This is a genomic window from Citrobacter sp. W9, from assembly GCF_026719375.1.
GTDB classification, from domain to species: Bacteria; Pseudomonadota; Gammaproteobacteria; order Enterobacterales; family Enterobacteriaceae; genus Citrobacter; species Citrobacter werkmanii.
Genome location: NZ_JAPPTE010000008.1, coordinates 69,499 through 89,568, shown reverse-complemented (window position 1 = coordinate 89,568; position 20,070 = coordinate 69,499). Strand labels below are relative to the sequence as shown.

Annotated in this window: 19 protein-coding genes; 4 read left to right on the top strand and 15 right to left on the bottom strand. The window is 52.8% G+C overall.

Annotated features, from left to right (window positions below; all coding sequences use genetic code 11):
* Positions 1-3 precede the first annotated feature (3 nt).
* Both ulaB and ulaA read right to left on the bottom strand, forming a co-directional pair.
* Entirely contained in the window at positions 4-309 is a 306-nt protein-coding gene (ulaB, locus tag OOJ59_RS13615; protein ID WP_001577590.1) for a PTS ascorbate transporter subunit IIB, read from the bottom strand.
* 15 nt (positions 310-324) lie between these two features.
* Positions 325-1,722 (bottom strand): PTS ascorbate transporter subunit IIC, encoded by a 1,398-nt coding sequence (gene ulaA, locus OOJ59_RS13610; protein WP_038636554.1) that lies wholly within the window; start codon positions 1,720-1,722, stop codon positions 325-327.
* Positions 1,723-2,088: 366 nt separating this feature from the next.
* Between ulaA and ulaG the strand changes: the two genes are divergently transcribed.
* Both ulaG and ulaR read left to right on the top strand, forming a co-directional pair.
* A complete protein-coding gene (gene ulaG / locus OOJ59_RS13605; RefSeq protein ID WP_038636551.1) occupies positions 2,089-3,153 on the top strand; it encodes an L-ascorbate 6-phosphate lactonase in 1,065 nt (354 codons plus the stop codon).
* 108 nt (positions 3,154-3,261) lie between these two features.
* Positions 3,262-4,017 carry an HTH-type transcriptional regulator UlaR gene (ulaR, locus tag OOJ59_RS13600; protein ID WP_042312798.1) on the top strand — a complete coding sequence of 252 codons (756 nt, stop codon included), beginning with the start codon at positions 3,262-3,264 and terminating at the stop codon, positions 4,015-4,017.
* Here ulaR and yjfP read toward each other — a convergent pair.
* Positions 4,014-4,763, bottom strand: coding sequence for an esterase (gene yjfP, locus OOJ59_RS13595; RefSeq protein ID WP_160955487.1), 750 nt, complete (start codon positions 4,761-4,763; stop codon positions 4,014-4,016). The two genes, ulaR and yjfP, sit on opposite strands and share 4 nt — an antisense overlap.
* Positions 4,764-4,944: 181 nt before the next feature.
* Between yjfP and bsmA the strand changes: the two genes are divergently transcribed.
* Complete coding sequence (gene bsmA, locus OOJ59_RS13590; RefSeq protein ID WP_038636544.1) at positions 4,945-5,274, top strand: biofilm peroxide resistance protein BsmA; 330 nt, start codon at positions 4,945-4,947, stop codon at positions 5,272-5,274.
* 147 nt (positions 5,275-5,421) lie between these two features.
* Positions 5,422-5,697 (top strand): DUF1471 family protease activator YjfN, encoded by a 276-nt coding sequence (gene yjfN, locus OOJ59_RS13585; RefSeq protein WP_077223936.1) that lies wholly within the window; start codon positions 5,422-5,424, stop codon positions 5,695-5,697.
* 76 nt (positions 5,698-5,773) lie between these two features.
* On the opposite strand, the gene OOJ59_RS13580 is transcribed toward yjfN, so the two are convergent.
* The 12 genes from OOJ59_RS13580 to mutL form a co-directional block, all read right to left on the bottom strand.
* Positions 5,774-7,396: an isovaleryl-CoA dehydrogenase gene (locus tag OOJ59_RS13580; RefSeq protein ID WP_038636537.1), complete on the bottom strand. Its 1,623-nt coding sequence runs from the start codon at positions 7,394-7,396 to the stop codon at positions 5,774-5,776.
* Positions 7,397-7,516: 120 nt separating this feature from the next.
* Complete coding sequence (rlmB, locus tag OOJ59_RS13575; protein WP_038636534.1) at positions 7,517-8,248, bottom strand: 23S rRNA (guanosine(2251)-2'-O)-methyltransferase RlmB; 732 nt, start codon at positions 8,246-8,248, stop codon at positions 7,517-7,519.
* 72 nt (positions 8,249-8,320) lie between these two features.
* Positions 8,321-10,783, bottom strand: coding sequence for a ribonuclease R (gene rnr / locus OOJ59_RS13570; RefSeq protein ID WP_268063413.1), 2,463 nt, complete (start codon positions 10,781-10,783; stop codon positions 8,321-8,323).
* Positions 10,784-10,821: 38 nt separating this feature from the next.
* Positions 10,822-11,247, bottom strand: a complete 426-nt coding sequence (gene nsrR / locus OOJ59_RS13565; RefSeq protein WP_038636528.1) for a nitric oxide-sensing transcriptional repressor NsrR — start codon at positions 11,245-11,247, stop codon at positions 10,822-10,824.
* Between the two features lie 216 nt (positions 11,248-11,463).
* On the bottom strand, positions 11,464-12,762 hold the full coding sequence (purA, locus tag OOJ59_RS13560; RefSeq protein WP_003025606.1) for an adenylosuccinate synthase: 1,299 nt from the start codon (positions 12,760-12,762) through the stop codon (positions 11,464-11,466).
* 102 nt (positions 12,763-12,864) lie between these two features.
* On the bottom strand, positions 12,865-13,062 hold the full coding sequence (locus OOJ59_RS13555; protein WP_006686310.1) for a DUF2065 domain-containing protein: 198 nt from the start codon (positions 13,060-13,062) through the stop codon (positions 12,865-12,867).
* An 82-nt stretch (positions 13,063-13,144) separates the two neighbouring features.
* On the bottom strand, positions 13,145-14,149 hold the full coding sequence (gene hflC, locus OOJ59_RS13550; RefSeq protein WP_003830491.1) for a protease modulator HflC: 1,005 nt from the start codon (positions 14,147-14,149) through the stop codon (positions 13,145-13,147).
* Positions 14,150-14,151: 2 nt separating this feature from the next.
* On the bottom strand, positions 14,152-15,405 hold the full coding sequence (gene hflK / locus OOJ59_RS13545) for an FtsH protease activity modulator HflK (RefSeq protein WP_069324734.1): 1,254 nt from the start codon (positions 15,403-15,405) through the stop codon (positions 14,152-14,154).
* Positions 15,406-15,525: 120 nt separating this feature from the next.
* Positions 15,526-16,806, bottom strand: a complete 1,281-nt coding sequence (gene hflX / locus OOJ59_RS13540; protein ID WP_003025589.1) for a ribosome rescue GTPase HflX — start codon at positions 16,804-16,806, stop codon at positions 15,526-15,528.
* A 74-nt stretch (positions 16,807-16,880) separates the two neighbouring features.
* Entirely contained in the window at positions 16,881-17,189 is a 309-nt protein-coding gene (hfq, locus tag OOJ59_RS13535; protein ID WP_003025584.1) for an RNA chaperone Hfq, read from the bottom strand.
* 84 nt (positions 17,190-17,273) lie between these two features.
* Positions 17,274-18,224: a tRNA (adenosine(37)-N6)-dimethylallyltransferase MiaA gene (miaA, locus tag OOJ59_RS13530; RefSeq protein ID WP_038636521.1), complete on the bottom strand. Its 951-nt coding sequence runs from the start codon at positions 18,222-18,224 to the stop codon at positions 17,274-17,276.
* Positions 18,217-20,070, bottom strand: a complete 1,854-nt coding sequence (gene mutL / locus OOJ59_RS13525; RefSeq protein WP_137346741.1) for a DNA mismatch repair endonuclease MutL — start codon at positions 20,068-20,070, stop codon at positions 18,217-18,219. The genes miaA and mutL overlap by 8 nt, the downstream gene beginning before the upstream one ends.

Here is a 20,070-nt window from a genome sequence, read left to right as displayed (position 1 = left end):
TCCTTACTTCACGTCCTGTGGGAAATGCGCTTTGATCACTTCCAGCAGTTTTGGTCCAAAATCGGCGGGCGACAGCATGTTGCGTACGCCAACAACATATTTATTGCCAGTTACGGTAATTTCACCGGCAATATGGGTAGAGGCGATGATGATATCCGCGCCGTTCAGTTCACTTTTGTACTCACCCACTGCGCAGCTGTTCACTGTATGGTCAATATTTGACTGGGTTAAAAACTGGTCCACTTTCATCTTCATGATCATGGAACTGCCCTGCCCATTGCCACACACAGCCAGAATACGTACGGTCATAATCGGAACTCCTTATTAAGCAGAGTGTTCTGCCAGTTGTTTTTCTGCGTCTTCCTCAGCGCGCAACGTGCGTCCTGCGAAAAACATATAAGCCAGTGCAATCAGAATAATGACGGCCATAAACGCGATGCCGATGGAGGCAAAGCCCTGCATCATCGGCGGCGCCAGAATTGACCAGTCCGCCATCCCCATCCACGCGCTCATACCGGTGAGTTTCACCGCCCAGACGCAGCCAAAGATTTCAATCATCCCCATCACCAGACAAATCTTGAGCGCCGCGCGCCAGCCGCCAAAGTGGTTCGCGAACACGCCGATAGTGGCATTAGAGAAAAACATTGGGATAAAGCCGGGGATTATCAGGATGGAAGAGCCGCAACCCACGAGGATGCCGACCGCAATCAGTTGGCCGATGGTGCCCCACATGAAGCCCCACACAACGGCATTCGGCGCAAAGCTATAGATGGCGGCACAGTCAATCGCCAATACCGCGCCCGGGATCAGACGCTGGGAGATACCGTTGAACGCTTCTGAAAGTTCGGCGACGAACATACGTACGCCCTGGGTGATGATGAAGATCGCGACGGCAAACGAAAAACCAGTCTGCAGGATGTACACCGTCCAGTGCGTTTTCCCCGCCATCGCCTGAACCACATCAATGCCGAAAGAAAGCAGGATCGCCCCGAAGAAAATGGTCATGACAATCGCGGTCGAAACGATGTTGTCATGGAAGATATTCAGCCAGCCAGGCAGTTTCAGATCTTCTACGCTCTCCTCTTTTTTACCCAGATAAGGCGCGACCTTGTAGGCAATCCATGAAGCGAACTGCTGCTGGTGGCCGATGGAAAAACCGCAGCCGTCGGTCACTTCCTGCGTCGGCTTGTACATCATATTGGAGGTAATCCCCCAGTAGAGCGACACCAGCACCGCCGTGCAGATAATGGTGGTCCACATGGAATAGCCGAAGATATAGAAAGAGACCGCAATTAAGCCCGCCTGCTGGAACATGATGTGCCCGGTGAGCATGATGGTGCGAATGCCGGTAATACGCCGCAGCAAGACGTAACAAATGTTCAGCGCCAGCGCCAACAGCACGGCATAACCTACCCAGCTATAAGCGTCTCCCATACGTTCAATGGTTGCCATCATGGAGGCATACGTATCGGAAATCGCACCATTGATACCGTAAACCTCGGACATCTTCGCCACCACCGGTTTAAACGTGCTGGTCAGAATGCCCGATCCCGCCTGTAGCAGCATAAAACCGATAATCGTTTTGATCGTGCCTTTGATAATGACGCTGACGCTTTTGCGCAACAGGATGTAGCCGAGGCAGGTCACAATACCCAACAGCAACGGCGCGTTGGTCATGACCTGATTAAAAAAGACGGTAAAGATGTTGTAGAGGATCTCCATAACGATCTCCAGTAGACAAAGTTGCTGAACATTCATTACAGATGTTCAGGATGTTGTGCCCCCACTCTAATTTTCAAAAGTAATCACAACAAGATTGAATTTGATTAAATGTGATGGAGTACGCAAATAAATCTCTTACCCGAGCCAGGGTTTTATGGAACATTCATAGAGCAAAAAATAAAACTCATAAAAACAATAAAATACAAAAATAGATTGCTACAAAGCATCCCGTTACGTTGTGAGTAATAGATGCTTTACGACGGAATCAGAAAAATCCACGCATTGCCTTCTTGATAAATTGATGTCAGTATCAATCAAAATAAATCATAATTTGATTCAACTTGAACCAACATGAAGGTAAATGCGATGAGTAAAGTAAAAAGCATCACGCGCGAATCATGGATTCTGAGCACATTCCCGGAGTGGGGAAGCTGGCTGAATGAAGAGATCGAACAGGAACAGGTCGCACCTGGCACCTTTGCTATGTGGTGGCTTGGCTGTACCGGAATTTGGCTAAAGTCGGAAGGCGGGACTAACGTCTGCGTCGATTTCTGGTGCGGAACAGGTAAGCAAAGTCACGGTAATCCGCTGATGAAAACCGGTCACCAGATGCAACGCATGGCGGGCGTGAAGAAACTGCAGCCAAACCTGCGTACTACGCCGTTTGTACTTGATCCGTTTGCGATTCGCCAGATCGATGCGGTGCTGGCTACGCACGATCATAACGATCACATCGACGTTAATGTCGCGGCTGCGGTCATGCAGAACTGCGCGGACGACGTGCCGTTTATTGGGCCACAAACCTGTGTGGATCTGTGGGTCGGCTGGGGCGTGCCGAAAGATCGCTGCATCGTGGTAAAACCCGGCGATGTGGTTAAAGTGAAAGATATTGAAATTCATGCGCTTGATGCTTTTGATCGTACCGCGTTGATTACTCTTCCCGCCGATCAGAAAGCGGCGGGCGTGCTGCCGGACGGTATGGACGCGCGCGCCGTTAACTATCTGTTCAAAACACCGGGTGGCACGCTGTATCACAGCGGCGACTCACACTACTCCAACTATTATGCAAAACACGGCAATGAGCATCAGATCGACGTCGCGCTCGGATCCTATGGCGAAAACCCGCGTGGCATTACCGACAAGATGACCAGCTCCGACATGCTGCGTATGGCCGAAGCGTTGAATACAAAAGTCGTCATCCCCTTCCATCATGACATCTGGTCAAATTTCCAGGCAGATCCTCAGGAAATACGCGTGCTGTGGGAGATGAAAAAAGATCGGCTGAAGTATGGCTTTAAGCCATTCATCTGGCAGGTAGGTGGCAAATTCACCTGGCCGCTGGATAAAGATAACTTTGAATATCACTATCCACGCGGCTTTGATGACTGTTTCACGATTGAACCGGATCTACCGTTTAAATCCTTCTTGTGATTCACACCAAATGCCGGGCATAACCCGGCATTTTTTCCCCATTTACTTTAGTATTTCCAGGCTATTTCAAATATCATCTTTTCAAATCAATTTGTATCGGAATAGCTCATGACTGAAGCACAAAGACATCAAATATTGCTGGATATGCTGGCGCAGTTGGGCTTTGTTACCGTTGAGAACGTAATTGAGCGCCTGGGGATTTCACCCGCCACAGCCCGCCGGGATATCAACAAACTCGACGAAAGCGGCAAACTCAAGAAAGTTCGTAACGGCGCAGAAGCCATCACTCAGCAGCGCCCGCGCTGGACGCCAATGAATCTGCATCAGGCGCAGAACCACGATGAAAAGGTTCGCATTGCCAAAGCGGCCTCTCAACTGGTGAATGCCGGTGAAAGCGTGGTGATCAACTGCGGATCGACCGCCTTCCTGCTCGGACGTGAAATGTGCGGCAAGCCAGTGCAGATCATCACTAATTATCTGCCGCTGGCGAACTATTTGATCGACCAGGAGCATGAGAGCGTGATCATCATGGGAGGACAATATAACAAAAGCCAATCCATCACGCTTAGCCCACAAGGTAGTGAAAATAGCCTGTATGCCGGGCACTGGATGTTCACCAGCGGCAAAGGGTTGACCGCAGATGGACTGTATAAAACCGATATGCTGACCGCGATGGCGGAACAGAAGATGCTTAACGTGGTGGGCAAACTGGTGGTGTTGGTCGATAGCAGTAAGGTCGGTGAACGCGCGGGGATGCTGTTCAGCCGCGCCGATCAAATCGATATGCTGATTACCGGCAAAAATGCGAACCCTGAGATCCTGCAACAGCTCGAAGCTCAGGGTGTAAGCATTATGCGCGTTTAAAGGTGCTGGCGGAAAAACGTCACCGTCGCAGTCAGCGCTTCTGGCGTAATGCGGTGGCGTACGCCTGCTTCCCACAGACAGGTCAGGTTATTGTCCAGACCTGCCTGAATCAGCGCCTGCTGTAAGCGAAAAGTTTCCATAGCCGGTACCACATCATCTTCCTGCCCATGCCATAGTAGCAACGGTCTGTCGGCCAGGTGTGGCAACTGGTGCGTCACTTCCCATTCGGCCAGCGGCGCGATGAGGACATCAAACGCAGCCTGTTGTTCTGGCGTCTGGACCAATAAAGGCGGAAAAAGCGTCTGCGCAAGCCGGGTAAAGTAGCCCGAACCCATCAGGCTGGCTACACATTTCACCTCGGGGTGACGAGCCATAATGCCCAGGGCCGTCATTCCCCCCATTGACGCCCCGCCTACGGCAAGCCGTTCATCTGACAGCCAATTTTCTGCCACCAGCGCCGCACGTAACGTCGAAAATTCCTGCATGTTTTGCTGCAATATGTTCCAAAAGCGGTATATCCGCCCCTGTGCGTCACCCTTGAAGCGGGCACCATGGTCTGGCGCATCTGGCATCACTGCCCGGAATCCAGCCTGAGCCAGAGCAACGGCAAAATAGCTGTAGACCAGGCTGGATGATGTAAATCCGTGATAGAAAATAATACAGGGGAGTGAACATGCGCGTTTGCCAACCGGAACGGCGTGCAGGACAGGGATACCCGCCAACTGTCGTGTTTCAATTTCGATCATTTGTCGCCTCTTTCTTTCTGGTATGCCACGCAGCAATACTTAACGCAAGCGAATGTGTTCGACAATGATTCATAATGTTGAGAACTGGGTTACGCTTTCGCAACATTTTCATTCGAAAATCGCGTGAGAGATAACAATTCGGGAACATTCCCCTAAAGGGAAATTAATAAGGCACTACACTATGGCTATCAGGAAACGAGATAGAGTTATGCGTCGGTTTGCCTCTTTGTTGCTGGTTTTATTTTTAAGCGCCTGTAGCGTGCTACAGGGGACGCCGCAACCCGCACCGCCCGTTGCCGACCACCCGCAGGAGATCCGCCGTAACCAGAGTAATGGGTTACAGCGAATAGGGACGGTTAGCGCGCTGGTAAGAGGCTCACCGGATGATGCGCTGGCTGAAATCCGCGACAAAGCCGTCGCGGCAAAAGCTGATTATTATGTGGTCTTATTAGTCGATGAGACCATTGTGACAGGCCAATGGTATTCACAAGCGATTTTGTATCGTAAATAACATTGGTTTGAAATTTAGTCAGCTTTACATTGCTTTGCGCCCCTATGCGTTTACCTGTGCACAATAAACCAACAGCAGGAAGCTTGAGGTTTATTATCGCGATGGAATGCCCTGCCGTGTGTAGGGGTACGAATAATGGAGCTGACGATGAAACAATCACTAGCCTTATCCTCACTGCTGCTTTCTACCGGACTGGTAGGTACTACGGCGCAGTCTGCCGAGTTCGCCAGTGCTGACTGTGTTACCGGCCTGAACGAAATAGGGCTGATATCCGTCAGTAACATTGCAGGAAATCCGCAGGATGTAGAACGTGTCGTTGCGTTAAAAGCGGATGAACAAGGTGCTTCATGGTATCGGATCATTCAAATGTATGAAGATCAGCACCCCGATAACTGGCGCGTCCAGGCCATACTCTATGCGTAACAGATTGCCGGATGGGGTAAACTTATCCGGCCTGCTTTAATGATAAGACGCGCCAGCGTCGCCATCAGGCATATTATTACCGTAATCCTCCCGTTGCCCGTAGCAGCAGATCATTCTGTACCTGTTCAGACAATCGTCGTCCACCACGTGTATCCAACATCATCTGACACCAGGCCTGCGCCACTGGCGGAGAGGCATAGCGCAACATTTGCGCTCCGCAACCGAGCAGGAAAAGCTGCTGCGTAATCTCCCGTCCCAATTCTTCAATGGGTTTACGCAGGTGTTGCTGCAACTGACGAACCATCCGATCGTAATGACGATCCTGCCCTTTGACCTCGGCAAAGGCTTCGCTGAGCATATCGTAGATACCGGGTTGTTTTGCCAGCACCCGCAATACATCAAGACACATAATATTGCCGGAGCCTTCCCAGATACTGTTTACCGGCATCTCACGGTACAGACGTGGCAGCTCACTCTCCTCGCAGTAGCCAACCCCACCCAATACTTCCATCGCCTCAGCGACAAACGGCATCCCGCTTTTGCAGACAGAATATTTCGCCGCTGGCGTAAACAACCGAGCCCACAGCGCTTCTTTGGCATCAGCGCGGCGGTCCCAGGCCCGTGCCAGCCTAAACAGTAACGCGGTCTGGCCTTCCAGTTGGAGCGCCATTCGGCTTAAGACCTGACGCATCATCGGCTGTTCAATCAATGGCTTGCCAAATACCTGTCGTTGGTGCGCATGATAAATCGCCACGGAAAAGGCACGTCGCATCATGCTATGGCTACCGAGCGCACAGTCAAAACGCGTCATACCACCCATTTTCAGGATATGGCGTATACCTTCTCCTTCTTCGCCCAGCAGCCAGCCAATAGCATCGTGGAATTCGACTTCGCAGCTGGCATTGGAGCGGTTGCCTAACTTATCTTTCAGCCTCTCGAGACGGATAGCATTACGTTGACCATCGGGTAAAAATCGCGGTACAAAAAAGCAGGATAATCCCCCCTTTGCCTGCGCCAGCACCAAATGGGCATCGCTTTGCGGCACAGAGAAAAACCACTTATGTCCCACCAACCGATACGAGCCGTCTGCGAGGCGTTCCGCCTGGGTGGTATTGCTCAACACATCTGAGCCCCCCTGTTTCTCGGTCATTCCCATACCGATCAGCAGCCCACGCTTTTGCCCACCCGGCAATAAATGCGAGTCATAACGGTCGCTTAGCAGCGGCGTAAACCAGTCGTGAAATTGTGAAGGTAGCATCTGCAGTAACAGCGGCGTGGCGGCAAAAGTCATGGTTACCGGACACAACGTGCCTGCTTCCACCTGCGCATGCAGCATGAAACGCGCTGCGCGGGCAACAAATGTTCCCTGCCGCGCTTCGTCTTCCCAGGCAAGGTTATGCACGCGGTTGGCGCACAGCCCCTGCATCAGCAAATGCCAGGCAGGATGAAAACGCACATCGTCCAGTCGCTGCCCCTGCGGATCGTAGCGCAAAAGCTCGGGTGGAAAAGCATTAGCCAGGCGACCCAGTTCGAGCGACTCCGCGGTACCTAGCTGCTGGCCAATACTCGCCAACACATCGCTGTCCCAGCCCGCCCCTTCGCGGATAACCGCTTCGCACAGGGCGCCATCGGACAGGTATAAGTTGCTGTTATTGAGCGGTACAGGTTGGTTAAAAACGGTATGCGTTTGCCAGTGCATTGTGTTTCCCTCCGTCAATGGCCGTGGCCTTAAGTATGGCCAGCCAGACAAGAGAGTGCCTGGGATGAAGGTCACAAAAAAGCCATCCCAGGGGATGGCTTGAGAGAAATTGAGAATGAATTAGCCGCGCTGACGAACGGCCTCAAACAGGCAGATGCCGGTCGCGACTGAAACGTTTAGCGACGAAACGCTCCCTGCCATCGGGATACTGATCAGTTCGTCACAATGTTCGCGGGTCAGACGACGCATTCCTTCGCCTTCAGCCCCCATGACCAGCGCCATACGTCCGGTCATTTTGCTCTGATAGAGAGTATGGTCGGCTTCGCCAGCGGTGCCCACAATCCAGATATTCTCTTCCTGCAGCATACGCATCGTGCGCGCCAGGTTAGTTACGCGGATCAGCGGTACGCTTTCAGCCGCGCCACAGGCCACTTTTTTCGCCGTCGCATTCAACTGTGCGGAACGATCCTTCGGTACGATAACCGCATGTACACCAGCAGCATCCGCGCTACGCAGGCATGCGCCCAGGTTATGCGGATCGGTGACGCCATCGAGGATCAAAAAGAACGGCTGATCGAGCGCAGCAATCAGATCCGGCAGATCGTTCTCCTGATACTGACGGCCCGGCTTCACGCGCGCAATAATCCCCTGATGTACCGCACCCTCGCTTTTCTCATCCAGGAACTGACGGTTAGCCAACTGAATGACAACGCCCTGCGCTTCCAGTGCATGGATCAACGGCAGCAGGCGTTTATCTTCACGGCCTTTGAGAATAAAGACGTCCTGGAAGCGCTCAGGCGCACGTTCCAGCAGAGCCTGCACCGCGTGGATGCCGTAAATCATTTCACTCATGAATGTACTCGTTAATAGTTTGTGCGTAACGCCGGGCAACATAATAGTTGCCCGACTTACAGTTTATGGCTGTTATTGTGCGACGTTCTTTTTCGCCGCACGTTTAGCTTTGGTGGCGGCAGCGATTTTACGCGTTTTTGCCGATGGCTTTTTCGCTTTTTTATCGCCTTTCTTCTCAGCCGTTTTTTTATCCGCCTGAGGTTTGGCTCTGCCTTTCTTCTCGCCGCGGAATGCGCTGTCCGGCTCGAAATTCACCTTTTTGCCCATTTGACGACGTTTACCGGTAGTTTTACCTGCATCGCCTTTTTTAGCTTTTTCGCGTGCGGTTTTGCCCTCATTGCGCGGCGCACGTTCGCTGGAGATCAAACTGAAATCGATTTTACGCTCGTCCATGTTGACCGCTTCCACGCGAACTTCCACACGATCGCCCAGGCGATACATCTGACCGCTTGACTCACCCGTCAGACGCTGCCCAACCTGGTCAAAGCGATAGTAGTCGTTATCCAGGGAGGAGACATGCACCAAACCGTCGATAAACAGTTCGTCAAGACGGACAAAGAAGCCAAACCCGGTCACGCTGGCAATTACGCCTTTAAAGACGTTACCCACCTGATCCAGCATGAAGTCACACTTCAGCCAGTCAGAGACGTCGCGCGTAGCTTCGTCAGCACGGCGTTCGGCCATCGAACAGTGCTGGCCCAGTTGCAGCATCTCTTCCATTGAATAATGGTAGCCACCGGTTTCCGTGGTGTTGCCTTTATGGCCCTGCTCCTGCGCCAGCAAATATTTAATTGCACGGTGCAAAGAGAGATCCGGGTAACGACGAATCGGCGAGGTAAAGTGCGCATAAGATTGCAGCGCCAGACCAAAGTGACCCCGGTTTTCTGGATCGTAAATCGCCTGCTTCATCGAGCGCAGCAGCATAGTTTGCAGCATTTCCGCGTCAGGACGGTCGGCAATCGACTCCAGCAATTCAGCGTAATCGCACGGCTCGGGTTTATTGCCGCCAGGCAGTTCCAGGCCCAGTTCGGCCAGTACGGAACGGAAGGAGGTAATCGCTTCGGTCGTCGGCTTATCGTGAATACGGAACAAGGCTGGCTCTTTGGCTTTCTCAACGAATCGCGCCGCTGAGATGTTCGCCATGATCATGCACTCTTCAATCAGCTTGTGCGCGTCGTTACGTTGCGTCTGTTCGATACGTTCAATACGACGTTCAGCGTTGAAAATAAACTTCGCTTCTTCACTTTCAAACGAGATACCGCCGCGTTCTTCCCGGGCTTTATCCAGCACTTTGTAGAGATTATGCAGCTCTTCAATATGTTTCACTAACGGCGCATACTGCTCGCGCAGTTCCTGATCGCCCTGCAGCATGTGCCAGACTTTGGTGTAGGTCAGACGCGCATGGGAGCTCATTACCGCTTCGTAGAATTTAAAGCCGGTTAACCGACCTTTCGACGAAATGGTCATTTCGCACACCATACACAGACGGTCTACCTGCGGGTTCAGCGAACACAATCCGTTAGACAGCACTTCCGGCAGCATCGGGACAACCTGCGACGGGAAGTAGACAGACGTGCCACGGCTGCGCGCTTCCTGATCCAACGGAGTCGGCGGGCGGACGTAATAGCTTACGTCCGCAATCGCCACCCATAAACGCCAGCCGCCGCCGCGTTTCTTCTCGCAGTAAACCGCATCATCGAAGTCACGCGCATCTTCGCCATCAATAGTGACCAGCGGCAGATCGCGTAGATCAACACGTCCAACTTTCGCCTCTTCCGGCACTTCTTCTTTCAGCCCGGCAACCTGTTTTTCGACTGCCTGCGGCCAGATATACGGGATTTCATGGGTACGCAGGGCCATATCAACAGCCATGCTGGTGCCCATGTTGTCGCCCAATACTTCAACGATTTTACCCACAGCTTTGGTGCGACGGGTTGGACGCTGGGTCAGCTCAACCACGACCACAAAGCCCATACGCGCCCCCATCACCTCTTCCGGCGGAATAAGGATATCGAAGCTCAGGCGGCTATCGTCCGGGACGACAAACCCGACCCCAGCGTCGGTGAAGTAGCGGCCGACAATCTGGCTGGTTTTCGGCACCAGTACACGCACAATACGCGCTTCGCGACGACCTTTACGGTCCGCGCCCAGCGGCTGCGCCAGCACCTGATCGCCATGAATGCAGGTTTTCATCTGCTCGCTGGACAGGTACAGGTCATCTTTGCGGCCTTCAACGCGCAGAAAGCCGTAGCCATCACGGTGGCCAATAACGGTACCTTTCAGCAGGTCGAGACGTTCCGGCAGCGCGTAGCACTGACGACGAGTGAAGACCAGTTGCCCGTCACGCTCCATCGCGCGCAGGCGACGACGCAGCGCTTCTTGCTGTTCTTCACCTTCAATGTTGAGTTCAGCGGCCAACTCATCGCGGTTGGCCGGTTTTTCACGTTTAGTTAAATGTTCGAGGATAAATTCCCGGCTCGGGATAGGGTTCGCGTATTTTTCAGCTTCGCGTTCCTGGAAAGGATCTTGTGACATCTCGGTTCCTCCGTTGTCATCTCTGATGAAGATTTTCGTCACTCCACCAGCAATAATTTATAAAGCGGTTGATTTTCTTCAACCAAATCAGCAAGTGTGTAGTTGTCCAGTTCCGTGAGAAAACTTTGCACTGCTTTAGAAAGCGCCTGTTTGAGTCGGCAGGCAGGGGTTATGTGGCAAAACTCGCTGCTACAGTTGACCAGCGATAAGGGTTCCAGCTCGCGAACCACATCACCAATACAAATATCCTTAGCGGGTTTACCCAGGCGGATACCGCCATTTTTTCCTCGAATAGCAGTAACAAAGCCCGCCCGGCTAAGTTGATTGATTATTTTGACCATATGATTACGGGACACGCCGTAGACTTCTGTCACCTCAGAAATACTGGTCATACGTCCTTCGGGAAGTGACGCCATGTAGATTAGCGCACGTAATCCGTAATCGGTGAAACTTGTTAACTGCACATCAACCTCAGGAAAAGGGATAAAACGGATAAACCTGGTGGTATTAATTATATTGATGATAAACCAGCCACCAGCCAGGTCGCTAATTTATTTCAGTTCGGGAAGGAAAAAAGCGAGGAACTTACGTGATTTTAAGCCGGATTCTAATGCAAAACGCCTCATCCGGCCTAAGATAGTGCAAGCGCAGCGCCATTCGACGCTACGCCATAACCAGAATTATGCGTCGAACGGGTCGCGCAGGATCATGGTTTCAGTACGGTCTGGGCCAGTTGAGATAATATCAATCGGCACACCGGTCAGTTCTTCAATACGCTTGATGTAGTTCAGCGCCGCCTGCGGCAGACCACTACGTTCCTTCACGCCAAAGGTGGATTCAGACCAGCCTGGCATGGTTTCGTAAATCGGCTCGATACCTTTCCAGTCGTCAGCCGCCAGCGGGGTAGTCGTAACTTCACGGCCATCCGGCATACGGTAAGCGACACAGATTTTCACCTCTTTCAAACCGTCCAGTACGTCCAGTTTGGTCAGGCAGAAGCCAGACAGGGAGTTAATCTGTACTGCACGACGCACGGCAACGGAGTCCAGCCAACCGGTACGACGACGACGACCAGTGGTTGCGCCATACTCGTTACCTTGTTTGCACAGGAACTCGCCAACGTCATCAAACAGCTCTGTCGGGAACGGACCCGCGCCAACACGAGTAGAGTAAGCTTTGATGATACCCAGCACGTAATCCACATAACGTGGGCCCAGGCCGGAGCCAGTCGCCACGCCACCCGCGGTGGTGTTGGAGGAGGTGACGTACGGATAAGTACCGTGGTCGATATCCAGCAGCGTACCCTGCGCGCCTTCGAACATGACGAAATCGCCACGCTTACGCGCCTGGTCCAGCAGATCGGAAACATCAACAACCATAGAAGTCAGGATGTCGGCAATCGCCATCACATCATCCAGCACTTTCTGGTAGTCAACCGCTTCGACTTTATAGAAATTCACCAACTGGAAGTTGTGATATTCCATCACTTCTTTCAGTTTTTCAGCGAAGGTTGCTTTATCAAACAGATCGCCAACGCGCAGACCGCGACGAGCCACTTTATCTTCATAAGCCGGGCCGATACCGCGACCGGTAGTACCGATCGCTTTCTCGCCACGCGCTTTCTCACGAGCGTTATCCAACGCAACGTGATAATCAAGGATCAGCGGACAAGCTTCAGACAGCAGCAGGCGCTCGCGAACCGGGATACCACGATCTTCCAGCCCTTTCATTTCTTTCATCAGCGCGGACGGAGACAGTACAACACCGTTACCGATGATGCTGATGACATTCTCGCGAAGAATACCTGATGGAATAAGATGGAGGACGGTTTTTTCACCGTTGATTACGAGAGTATGGCCTGCGTTGTGTCCACCCTGGTAGCGCACAACATATTTAGCCCGTTCAGTCAGAAGATCGACGATCTTCCCTTTACCTTCGTCACCCCATTGGGTGCCCAGTACGACGACGTTGTTACCCATTTTTCAAAATCACCGTTTGCTTAAAAATGGATTCTACCACCGCTTTTTCAGATATACAGCACTTTTTGCATGCTAAAATCCGCAAATTAGGCTACTTATTGATCAGCCAATCGTTTTCCTCAACATGTAGTAGACCACAACGCCCGCAACCACAAGACCTCCACCAAAACGACGCAAAGTATTTTCGGGGAGTTGCGCCATCGCGGAGATCATTTTCTTCCATGCGCCGGGATAAAGCATCGGACCCAGGCCTTCCAGCACCAAAACCAGCGCGAGCGCCAACAAAATTGTGGAATTCATCCATCGTCCTTATATAAAAAGAAAACCACCGCATCCCTGGGGACGCCGGTGGTTTTGCTGGTTTAAAACCGCTGAAACTATTTTAGCGTGTCGCGGTATTCGGTGTCTTCATGTAGCGGAAGAAATCGCTGTCCGGGCTCATGACCATCACGTCCTGGTTACCTTCAAAGCTCTTCTCATAAGCACGCAGGCTACGGATGAAGGCGTAGAAGTCAGGATCCTGGCTGAACGCGTCGGCAAACAGTTTAGCGGCTTCTGCATCGCCTTCACCGCGCATAATGCGGCCCTGACGCTCAGATTCTGCCAGCGTTTTCGTTACTTCGTAATCCGCCGTTGCACGCAGTTTTTCCGCTTCTTCCTGACCTTGTGAACGATGGCGGCGGGCTACCGCTTCACGCTCAGCGCGCATACGGTTGTAGATAGCCTCAGACACTTCCGCAGGCAGGTTAATTTGCTTAATACGCACGTCAACCACTTCGATCCCCAACGCCGCCATACTGTTCGGGTTGATGACCGGTACTTTACCGTTCGTTTCAGCCTGAACACGCTCAGCCGCTTCGGCAATCGCACTATCCGCCGCCGGCGTCGCGACTTCATCTTCCGTACCAGCAGAACCGGAGTTCAGCGCGTCACGGACTTCCAGAGTCAGACGACCACGGGAATCGGTAACGATGTCTTTCACGTCGAGACGACCGATTTCAGAACGCAGACGGTCAGAGAACTTACGTTTCAGCAGGACTTCTGCCTGAGAAACATCGCCACCGCCCGTTGCCAGGTAGTAACGGCTAAAGTCACTGATGCGCCACTTGATGTAGGAGTCAACGATCAGGTCTTTCTTCTCTTTGGTGACAAAGCGATCGGCCTGGTTGTCCATGGTCTGAATACGCGCATCCAGCATCTTCACTGATTCAATAAACGGAATCTTGAAGTGCAGGCCAGGTGCAACGACCAGCGGCTTGTTTTCATCGTCACGCAGAACTTTACCAAAGCGCAGCGTAATACCGCGCTCGCCTTCTTTGACCACAAAGACAGACATGAACAGAACTACCAGAACGATGATGATAATCGCAATAACTGACTTACGCATCGTTATTCCCCCTGACGCTGGTAGTCGTTACGCTGCGCGTTCGCGCGGCGTTGGTCCATAATATCGCCCTGACTGGTGGACGAGGTGTTGCTTGCTCCAGTGCTGGAGGTCGTCGCTGGCGGCAGACGCAGCAGGTTTGAACTGCTGTCACTCTTTGCTGCTGGCGCACTACCGCCTTTCAGCATTTGATCCAGCGGCAGAACCATCAGATTGCTGCCTTTATCGTTAACCAGGACTTTACGGGTATTGCTCAGCACTTTTTCCATGGTCTCGATATACAAACGCTCGCGAGTAATTTGCGGCGCGGCTTTATATTCCGGCAGAATTTTCGCGAAGCGCGCCACTTCACCCTGAGCTTCCAGGATGGTTTGCGTTTTGTAAGCACGAGCTTCTTCCAGAATACGCTGCGCCTGACCGTTCGCACGCGGCTGAACTTCGTTGGTGTACGCTTCCGCTTCACGGATGTACTGCTGTTCGTTTTCGCGCGCGGCAATCGCATCGTCAAACGCGGCTTTTACCTCTTCCGGCGGACGTGCGGCCTGGAAGTTGACGTCCAGCAGGGTGATACCCATGTTGTACGGACGGATCGTTTCTTCCAGTTCACGCTGGGTATCGCTACGAATAACGGTACGCCCTTCGGTCAGGATACGGTCCATAGTGTACTTCCCGATAACGCCACGCAGTGCGCTGTCGGTTGCCTGACGCAGGCTGTCATCCGCGCTGGTTACGCTAAACAGGTAACGCTGCGGATCGGTCACGCGGTACTGCACGTTCATTTCAACGCGCACAACGTTTTCGTCAGATGTCAGCATGACGCCAGATGCGGCAAGTTCACGCACGGCTTCAACGTTGACCGGAGTCACTTCGTCGATAAAGGTCGGTTTCCAGTTCAGACCCGGCTCAACCAAATGGCTGAATTTACCGAAGCGTGTCACCACGCCGCGTTCCGCTTCTTTAATGGTGTAGAAACCGCTGGCCGCCCAGATTATGACGATAGCGGCCGCAGCGATAGTAAAGACCCGACCGCCCAGTTGCGGACGCGGACCTTGCGATGAACTACCGCCGCCAGAACCAGTACCTTTACCGCCGCCCAGACCACCGAGCTTTTTGCTCAGTTTGCGGAAGATATCATCCAGATCGGGAGGTCCCTGATCGCGCCCACCTTTGTTTCCATTTCCCTCAGGGTTGCCGCCAGGTTTGCTGCTTCCCCACGGGTCGCGGTCTTGTCCGTTATTACCGGGCTGATTCCACGCCATTTTTGTGCTCCATATTTGTTATGCGATGCTATACCTGCGTCTTTTGTGCTGCCGATGCGTTGGCTACGCAAAATCCACAAGGTATAGAGGCGAAAAAATCTTCAGGCCATATCCGTCAGATCAGACAACATAGTCTTCCAGTGCCGGTTCTTGTTTACAGAGGCGACGCCAGTCTACGATCGGCATACGAACCTGCAGACCTACGCTGCCGTCCTCCTCCATCCACTCTTTTTCTATTGCCTGAAGTTGATAAAACCGGCTTCTCAGACGCCCTTCCTGCGGCGGCAAACGCAACGTATGCTGCGCCACCTCACCGGAAAGCCGCTCAGTCAAAGCCTGAAAAAGCTGTGGTATACCTATTCCCGTTTGCGCTGAAACCCAAACGCGAATGGGTTTATTCTCTTCATCTCTGTCGATACGCGGTTCAAAGTCATCCAGCATATCGATTTTATTCATCACCAGCAGGGTCGGGATCTCATGCGCATCGATCTCCTCAAGCACCGTATCGACGGCCTCGATGTTTTCTTGCACACGAAAATCTGCTGCATCAATAACGTGCAGCAGCAATGTCGCCTGACGTGTTTCCTGCAAGGTGGCTTTAAATGCCGCCACCAGGTCGTGCGGTAAGTGACGGATAAACCCTACGGTATCTGCCAGCACGGTTTCACCGACATCCGCGACGTCGATCCGCCGCAGGGTCGGGTCCAGGGTCGCAAACAGTTGATCCGCTGCGTAGACCCGGGCTTCAGTTATCTGGTTGAACAGGGTGGATTTTCCGGCGTTGGTATATCCCACCAGTGATACGGTCGGGACATCCGCTTTCTTACGCGACTGTCGCCCCTGCTCACGTTGCTTTTCAACTTTTTCCAGGCGCGACTGTATCTGCAAAATGCGATTACGCAGCAAACGACGGTCGGTTTCGAGCTGGGTTTCACCCGGACCGCGCAAACCAATCCCGCCCTTTTGCCTTTCAAGGTGGGTCCAGCCACGGACCAAACGCGTAGCCATATGGCGCAGTTGCGCCAGCTCAACCTGCAACTTACCCTCATGGGTTCGCGCACGCTGGGCAAAAATATCCAGAATAAGACCAGTCCTGTCGATAACCAGACACTGGCACAATTGTTCCAGGTTACGTTCCTGGGCAGGGCTTAGAGCATGATCAAAAATCACCACCGCAGCGCCAGTCGCTTTTACGGCTTCGGCAATTTCGATTGCCTTGCCTTCACCAACAAAATACTTCGGGTGCGGTGCTTTACGGCTCCCGGTAATCACCTGCATTGCTTCGACACCGGCGGAAGAGACCAGGGATTCAAACTCCTGGAGGTCTTCCATATCTTTGTCTTGCGAAAAATAGATGTGTACCAGTACCGCCTGCTCACCGGCATCATAACGGTCAAACAAGCGTCAACCCCTTAATATGTATCAACGGGGAACGCAGGTTCGCTGGCTCCCCGTATGTAAAACAGCAATCAACCTTATTCGGTTTCTTCGCTGTCCTGTTGCGCAGATGAACCTTGCGCGTTGCTACCGTGATGGTAGTTGCTGCCAGTGCCGCCGGTGGCATTATTGCTGTGATGAGAAACCGGGCGAGACGGGACAACAGTAGAAATCGCGTGCTTATAAACCATCTGGCTGACCGTGTTTTTCAACAGGATCACGAACTGATCAAAAGACTCGATTTGACCTTGCAGCTTAATACCATTCACCAAATAAATAGAAACTGGAACACGTTCCCGACGCAGTGCGTTCAGGAACGGATCTTGTAAAGATTGCCCCTTAGCCATTCTCTCTTTTCCTTATATGCTTATTTGTACTTTGAACCTTTCGATTCTGAAAAATTGCGCACGATACGTTTCAATTGTACACATTCAGTTCGCGATAGCACCAACAACCTGTAATACTTCGTTTCGCGCCTGGTCAGGCTTTTCACTGTCAAGCCAGTGCACCCCTTCCCAACCACGCAACCAGGTCACCTGCCGCTTCGCCAACTGCCTCGTGGCGCAAACACCTCTATAAACCATTTCATCGTATGAAATTTCGCCTTCAATGTATGACCACATCTGGCGATACCCGACACAACGAATGGAAGGCAAATCCGTATGCAAATCTCCACGGGCAAAAAGCGCCCGGACTTCTGCTTCAAAACCTGAAGCTAACATCTGATGAAAACGCTGCTCAATTCGCTGATGGAGCAGTTCACGGCTCGCCGGGGCGATTGCAAACTGATGCACCTCATACGGCAAAGCATCTCCTGACGTTTGCGTCAGCTCCGTTAAAGTTTTACCCGAAATGAAAAAAACTTCCAGTGCCCGGGAAAGTCTTTGCGGATCATTTGGATGAATACGCGCGGCAGCTACGGGATCGATCTCCTGAAGCTGTCGGTGTAACGCATCCCACCCATGCTCTGCCGCCTGCTGCTCAATTCTGGCCCTGACGTCCGGGTCTGCCGACGGTAACGGCGACAGCCCTTCAAGCAAGGCTTTGAAATATAACATTGTGCCGCCCACCAGCAGCGGAATACGCCCCGCGGCGGTGATATCGGCCATCTCGGCTAACGCATCGCGGCGAAAATCCGCAGCAGAGTATGCTTGCGACGGATCGCGAATATCCAGTAATCGGTGCGGCGCGGCCTGTAATTCATCTGCATCAGGCTTGGCTGTACCGATATCCATCCCTTTGTAAATAAGGGCGGAATCAACGCTTATCAACTCTACAGGCAAAACTTTACGCAATTCAATTGCGAGCGCTGTTTTACCGGAGGCCGTTGGCCCCATTAAAAAAATCGCCTTTGGCAGGCTCGCCTTACGGGTATCACTCATGTTTCAGGGCATTCATTACCGAATGTAAATCAACAGGTTGTAACAGACCACCCGGCGGCGCCTTCACGAGTTGTGGGCAAAGCCGCTCAACATCCGCTAACAGCGTAATCGCCTGGGCCATGCTCCACTGCGGATGCTCGCTAATCAGGTTACGTGCAATCCACTGTGCAATATTGCCCGGCTCGAATACGGACTGCTGCGCCAGGTAGCCTATCAGTTCAGGAATCAAGATTTGTAAATTTTGTTGGCGTAAGGGTAAAGGCACTGCCCGGATGGTCACATGCTGCGCATCCAGTTGAAATTCAATGCCCAGATCGGCCAGTTGGCTCTGCCCTTTCTGCAGCGCCGCTTTTTCATCGGCGGTCACTTTTAGACGTAAAGGAATCAGTAATGGTTGGGCGCAAACAGCCCCCTGTCCAGGCGTTAATTGCGCCTGACGCAGCCAACGTTCCGCCACAGGTAATGCCAGTAACCGAATATGACCATCGCATTCGAGTAACGCGCAGTCCGCACCGACAATCGTTAGCACCCGACCAAACCCCTGACTGTTGCCGGTCAGAGGAGCCGATGGCGCTTCAGATACCGGCGCTTTACGCGTTGGAACTGGCGTCTGCAGCAGTTGCTGATAAATCTCACCCTGCTGCTTTTGATATCCAGGCTGGGCATGAGGCCAGCTGGCGCCCGCCTGACGACCACCACCGCCAGCGGGGGCAGAGTAGCGAGGTGCAGCAGCTTCACGCGCCGGAGCGGGCTCGGCAAAATGGTTACGTCCGGCTGCAACGCGGTTTTCCGGGATGTGCCGTGGGGCAGGTTCGTCGTCATCCGCCAACGGCAGCGGCGTTTCAAGCTGCTGTTGCAGAACGCTCAATACGCCCTGGTAGATAAAATCATGCACCAGACGCGACTGATGGAAACGGACTTCATGCTTGGCGGGATGCACATTAACATCCACCTGATGCGGATCGATTTCCAGATATAAAACAAATGCCGGCTGCTGATCGGCGCCCAGCTTATCTTCACAGGCCTGGCGAATAGCGTGGTTGATCAGGCGATCACGCATCATCCTGCCATTCACGTAACAGTACTGGATTTCCGCCAGCGCCGTTGTTGTGTGGTGAGGATCGGCTACCCAGCCCCGTAGCGTCAAATCGCCATGCTGCCATTCAATCGCCAGCGCATGTTCCAGAAACGGCATACCGCAAATCGCGCCCAGACGGCGCTCTTTTTGTCCATCCGCAGCCACTGCACGGTACTGACGCACCACTTTGCCGTTGTGCGACAAATTAATCGTCACATCAAAACGCGCCAGCGCAATGCGGCGGATAATCTCATCGATATGATTAAATTCGGTTTTCTCGGTGCGCATAAACTTGCGCCGCGCCGGGGTGTTGTAGAACAGATCCAACACCTCCAGCGTGGTACCCACCGGATGCGCGGCGGGTTTAACCGTGACATCCATGTCGCGTCCTTCAGCATAGGCTTGCCAGGCTTCAGGCTGCTCTTGCGTGCGCGACGTCAGGGTTAAACGTGAGACCGAGCTAATACTGGCTAACGCTTCGCCGCGAAACCCAAGGCTCACGATGGCTTCGAGATCGTCAAGCGAGGCAATTTTACTGGTGGCATGACGCGCCAGCGCCAGCGCCAGCTCGTCTTTTTTAATCCCGCAGCCGTTGTCACGAATACGAATAAGCTTCGCGCCGCCGCGTTCGATATCAATATCAATACGCGTCGCGCCGGCATCGATACTGTTTTCCACCAGTTCTTTAACCACTGACGCAGGCCGTTCTACCACCTCGCCCGCGGCAATCTGGTTCGCCAACTGTGGCGGTAGAACCTGAATCGGCAT

Coding starts and splice junctions, on each gene's coding strand:
- ulaB (WP_001577590.1), bottom strand. CDS start 309: ATGACCGTACGTATTCTGGCTGTGTGTGGCAATGGGCAGGGCAGTTCC.
- yjfP (WP_160955487.1), bottom strand. CDS start 4,763: ATGATCGAAATTGAAACACGACAGTTGGCGGGTATCCCTGTCCTGCAC.
- hfq (WP_003025584.1), bottom strand. CDS start 17,189: ATGGCTAAGGGGCAATCTTTACAAGATCCGTTCCTGAACGCACTGCGT.
- OOJ59_RS13555 (WP_006686310.1), bottom strand. CDS start 13,062: ATGAATTCCACAATTTTGTTGGCGCTCGCGCTGGTTTTGGTGCTGGAA.
- rlmB (WP_038636534.1), bottom strand. CDS start 8,248: ATGAGTGAAATGATTTACGGCATCCACGCGGTGCAGGCTCTGCTGGAA.
- ulaR (WP_042312798.1), top strand. CDS start 3,262: ATGACTGAAGCACAAAGACATCAAATATTGCTGGATATGCTGGCGCAG.
- ulaG (WP_038636551.1), top strand. CDS start 2,089: ATGAGTAAAGTAAAAAGCATCACGCGCGAATCATGGATTCTGAGCACA.
- bsmA (WP_038636544.1), top strand. CDS start 4,945: ATGGCTATCAGGAAACGAGATAGAGTTATGCGTCGGTTTGCCTCTTTG.
- yjfN (WP_077223936.1), top strand. CDS start 5,422: ATGAAACAATCACTAGCCTTATCCTCACTGCTGCTTTCTACCGGACTG.
- rnr (WP_268063413.1), bottom strand. CDS start 10,783: ATGTCACAAGATCCTTTCCAGGAACGCGAAGCTGAAAAATACGCGAAC.
- hflC (WP_003830491.1), bottom strand. CDS start 14,149: ATGCGTAAGTCAGTTATTGCGATTATCATCATCGTTCTGGTAGTTCTG.
- ulaA (WP_038636554.1), bottom strand. CDS start 1,722: ATGGAGATCCTCTACAACATCTTTACCGTCTTTTTTAATCAGGTCATG.
- miaA (WP_038636521.1), bottom strand. CDS start 18,224: ATGAGTGATACCCGTAAGGCGAGCCTGCCAAAGGCGATTTTTTTAATG.
- mutL (WP_137346741.1), bottom strand. CDS start 20,070: ATGCCGATTCAGGTTCTACCGCCACAGTTGGCGAACCAGATTGCCGCG.
- hflK (WP_069324734.1), bottom strand. CDS start 15,405: ATGGCGTGGAATCAGCCCGGTAATAACGGACAAGACCGCGACCCGTGG.
- purA (WP_003025606.1), bottom strand. CDS start 12,762: ATGGGTAACAACGTCGTCGTACTGGGCACCCAATGGGGTGACGAAGGT.
- OOJ59_RS13580 (WP_038636537.1), bottom strand. CDS start 7,396: ATGCACTGGCAAACGCATACCGTTTTTAACCAACCTGTACCGCTCAAT.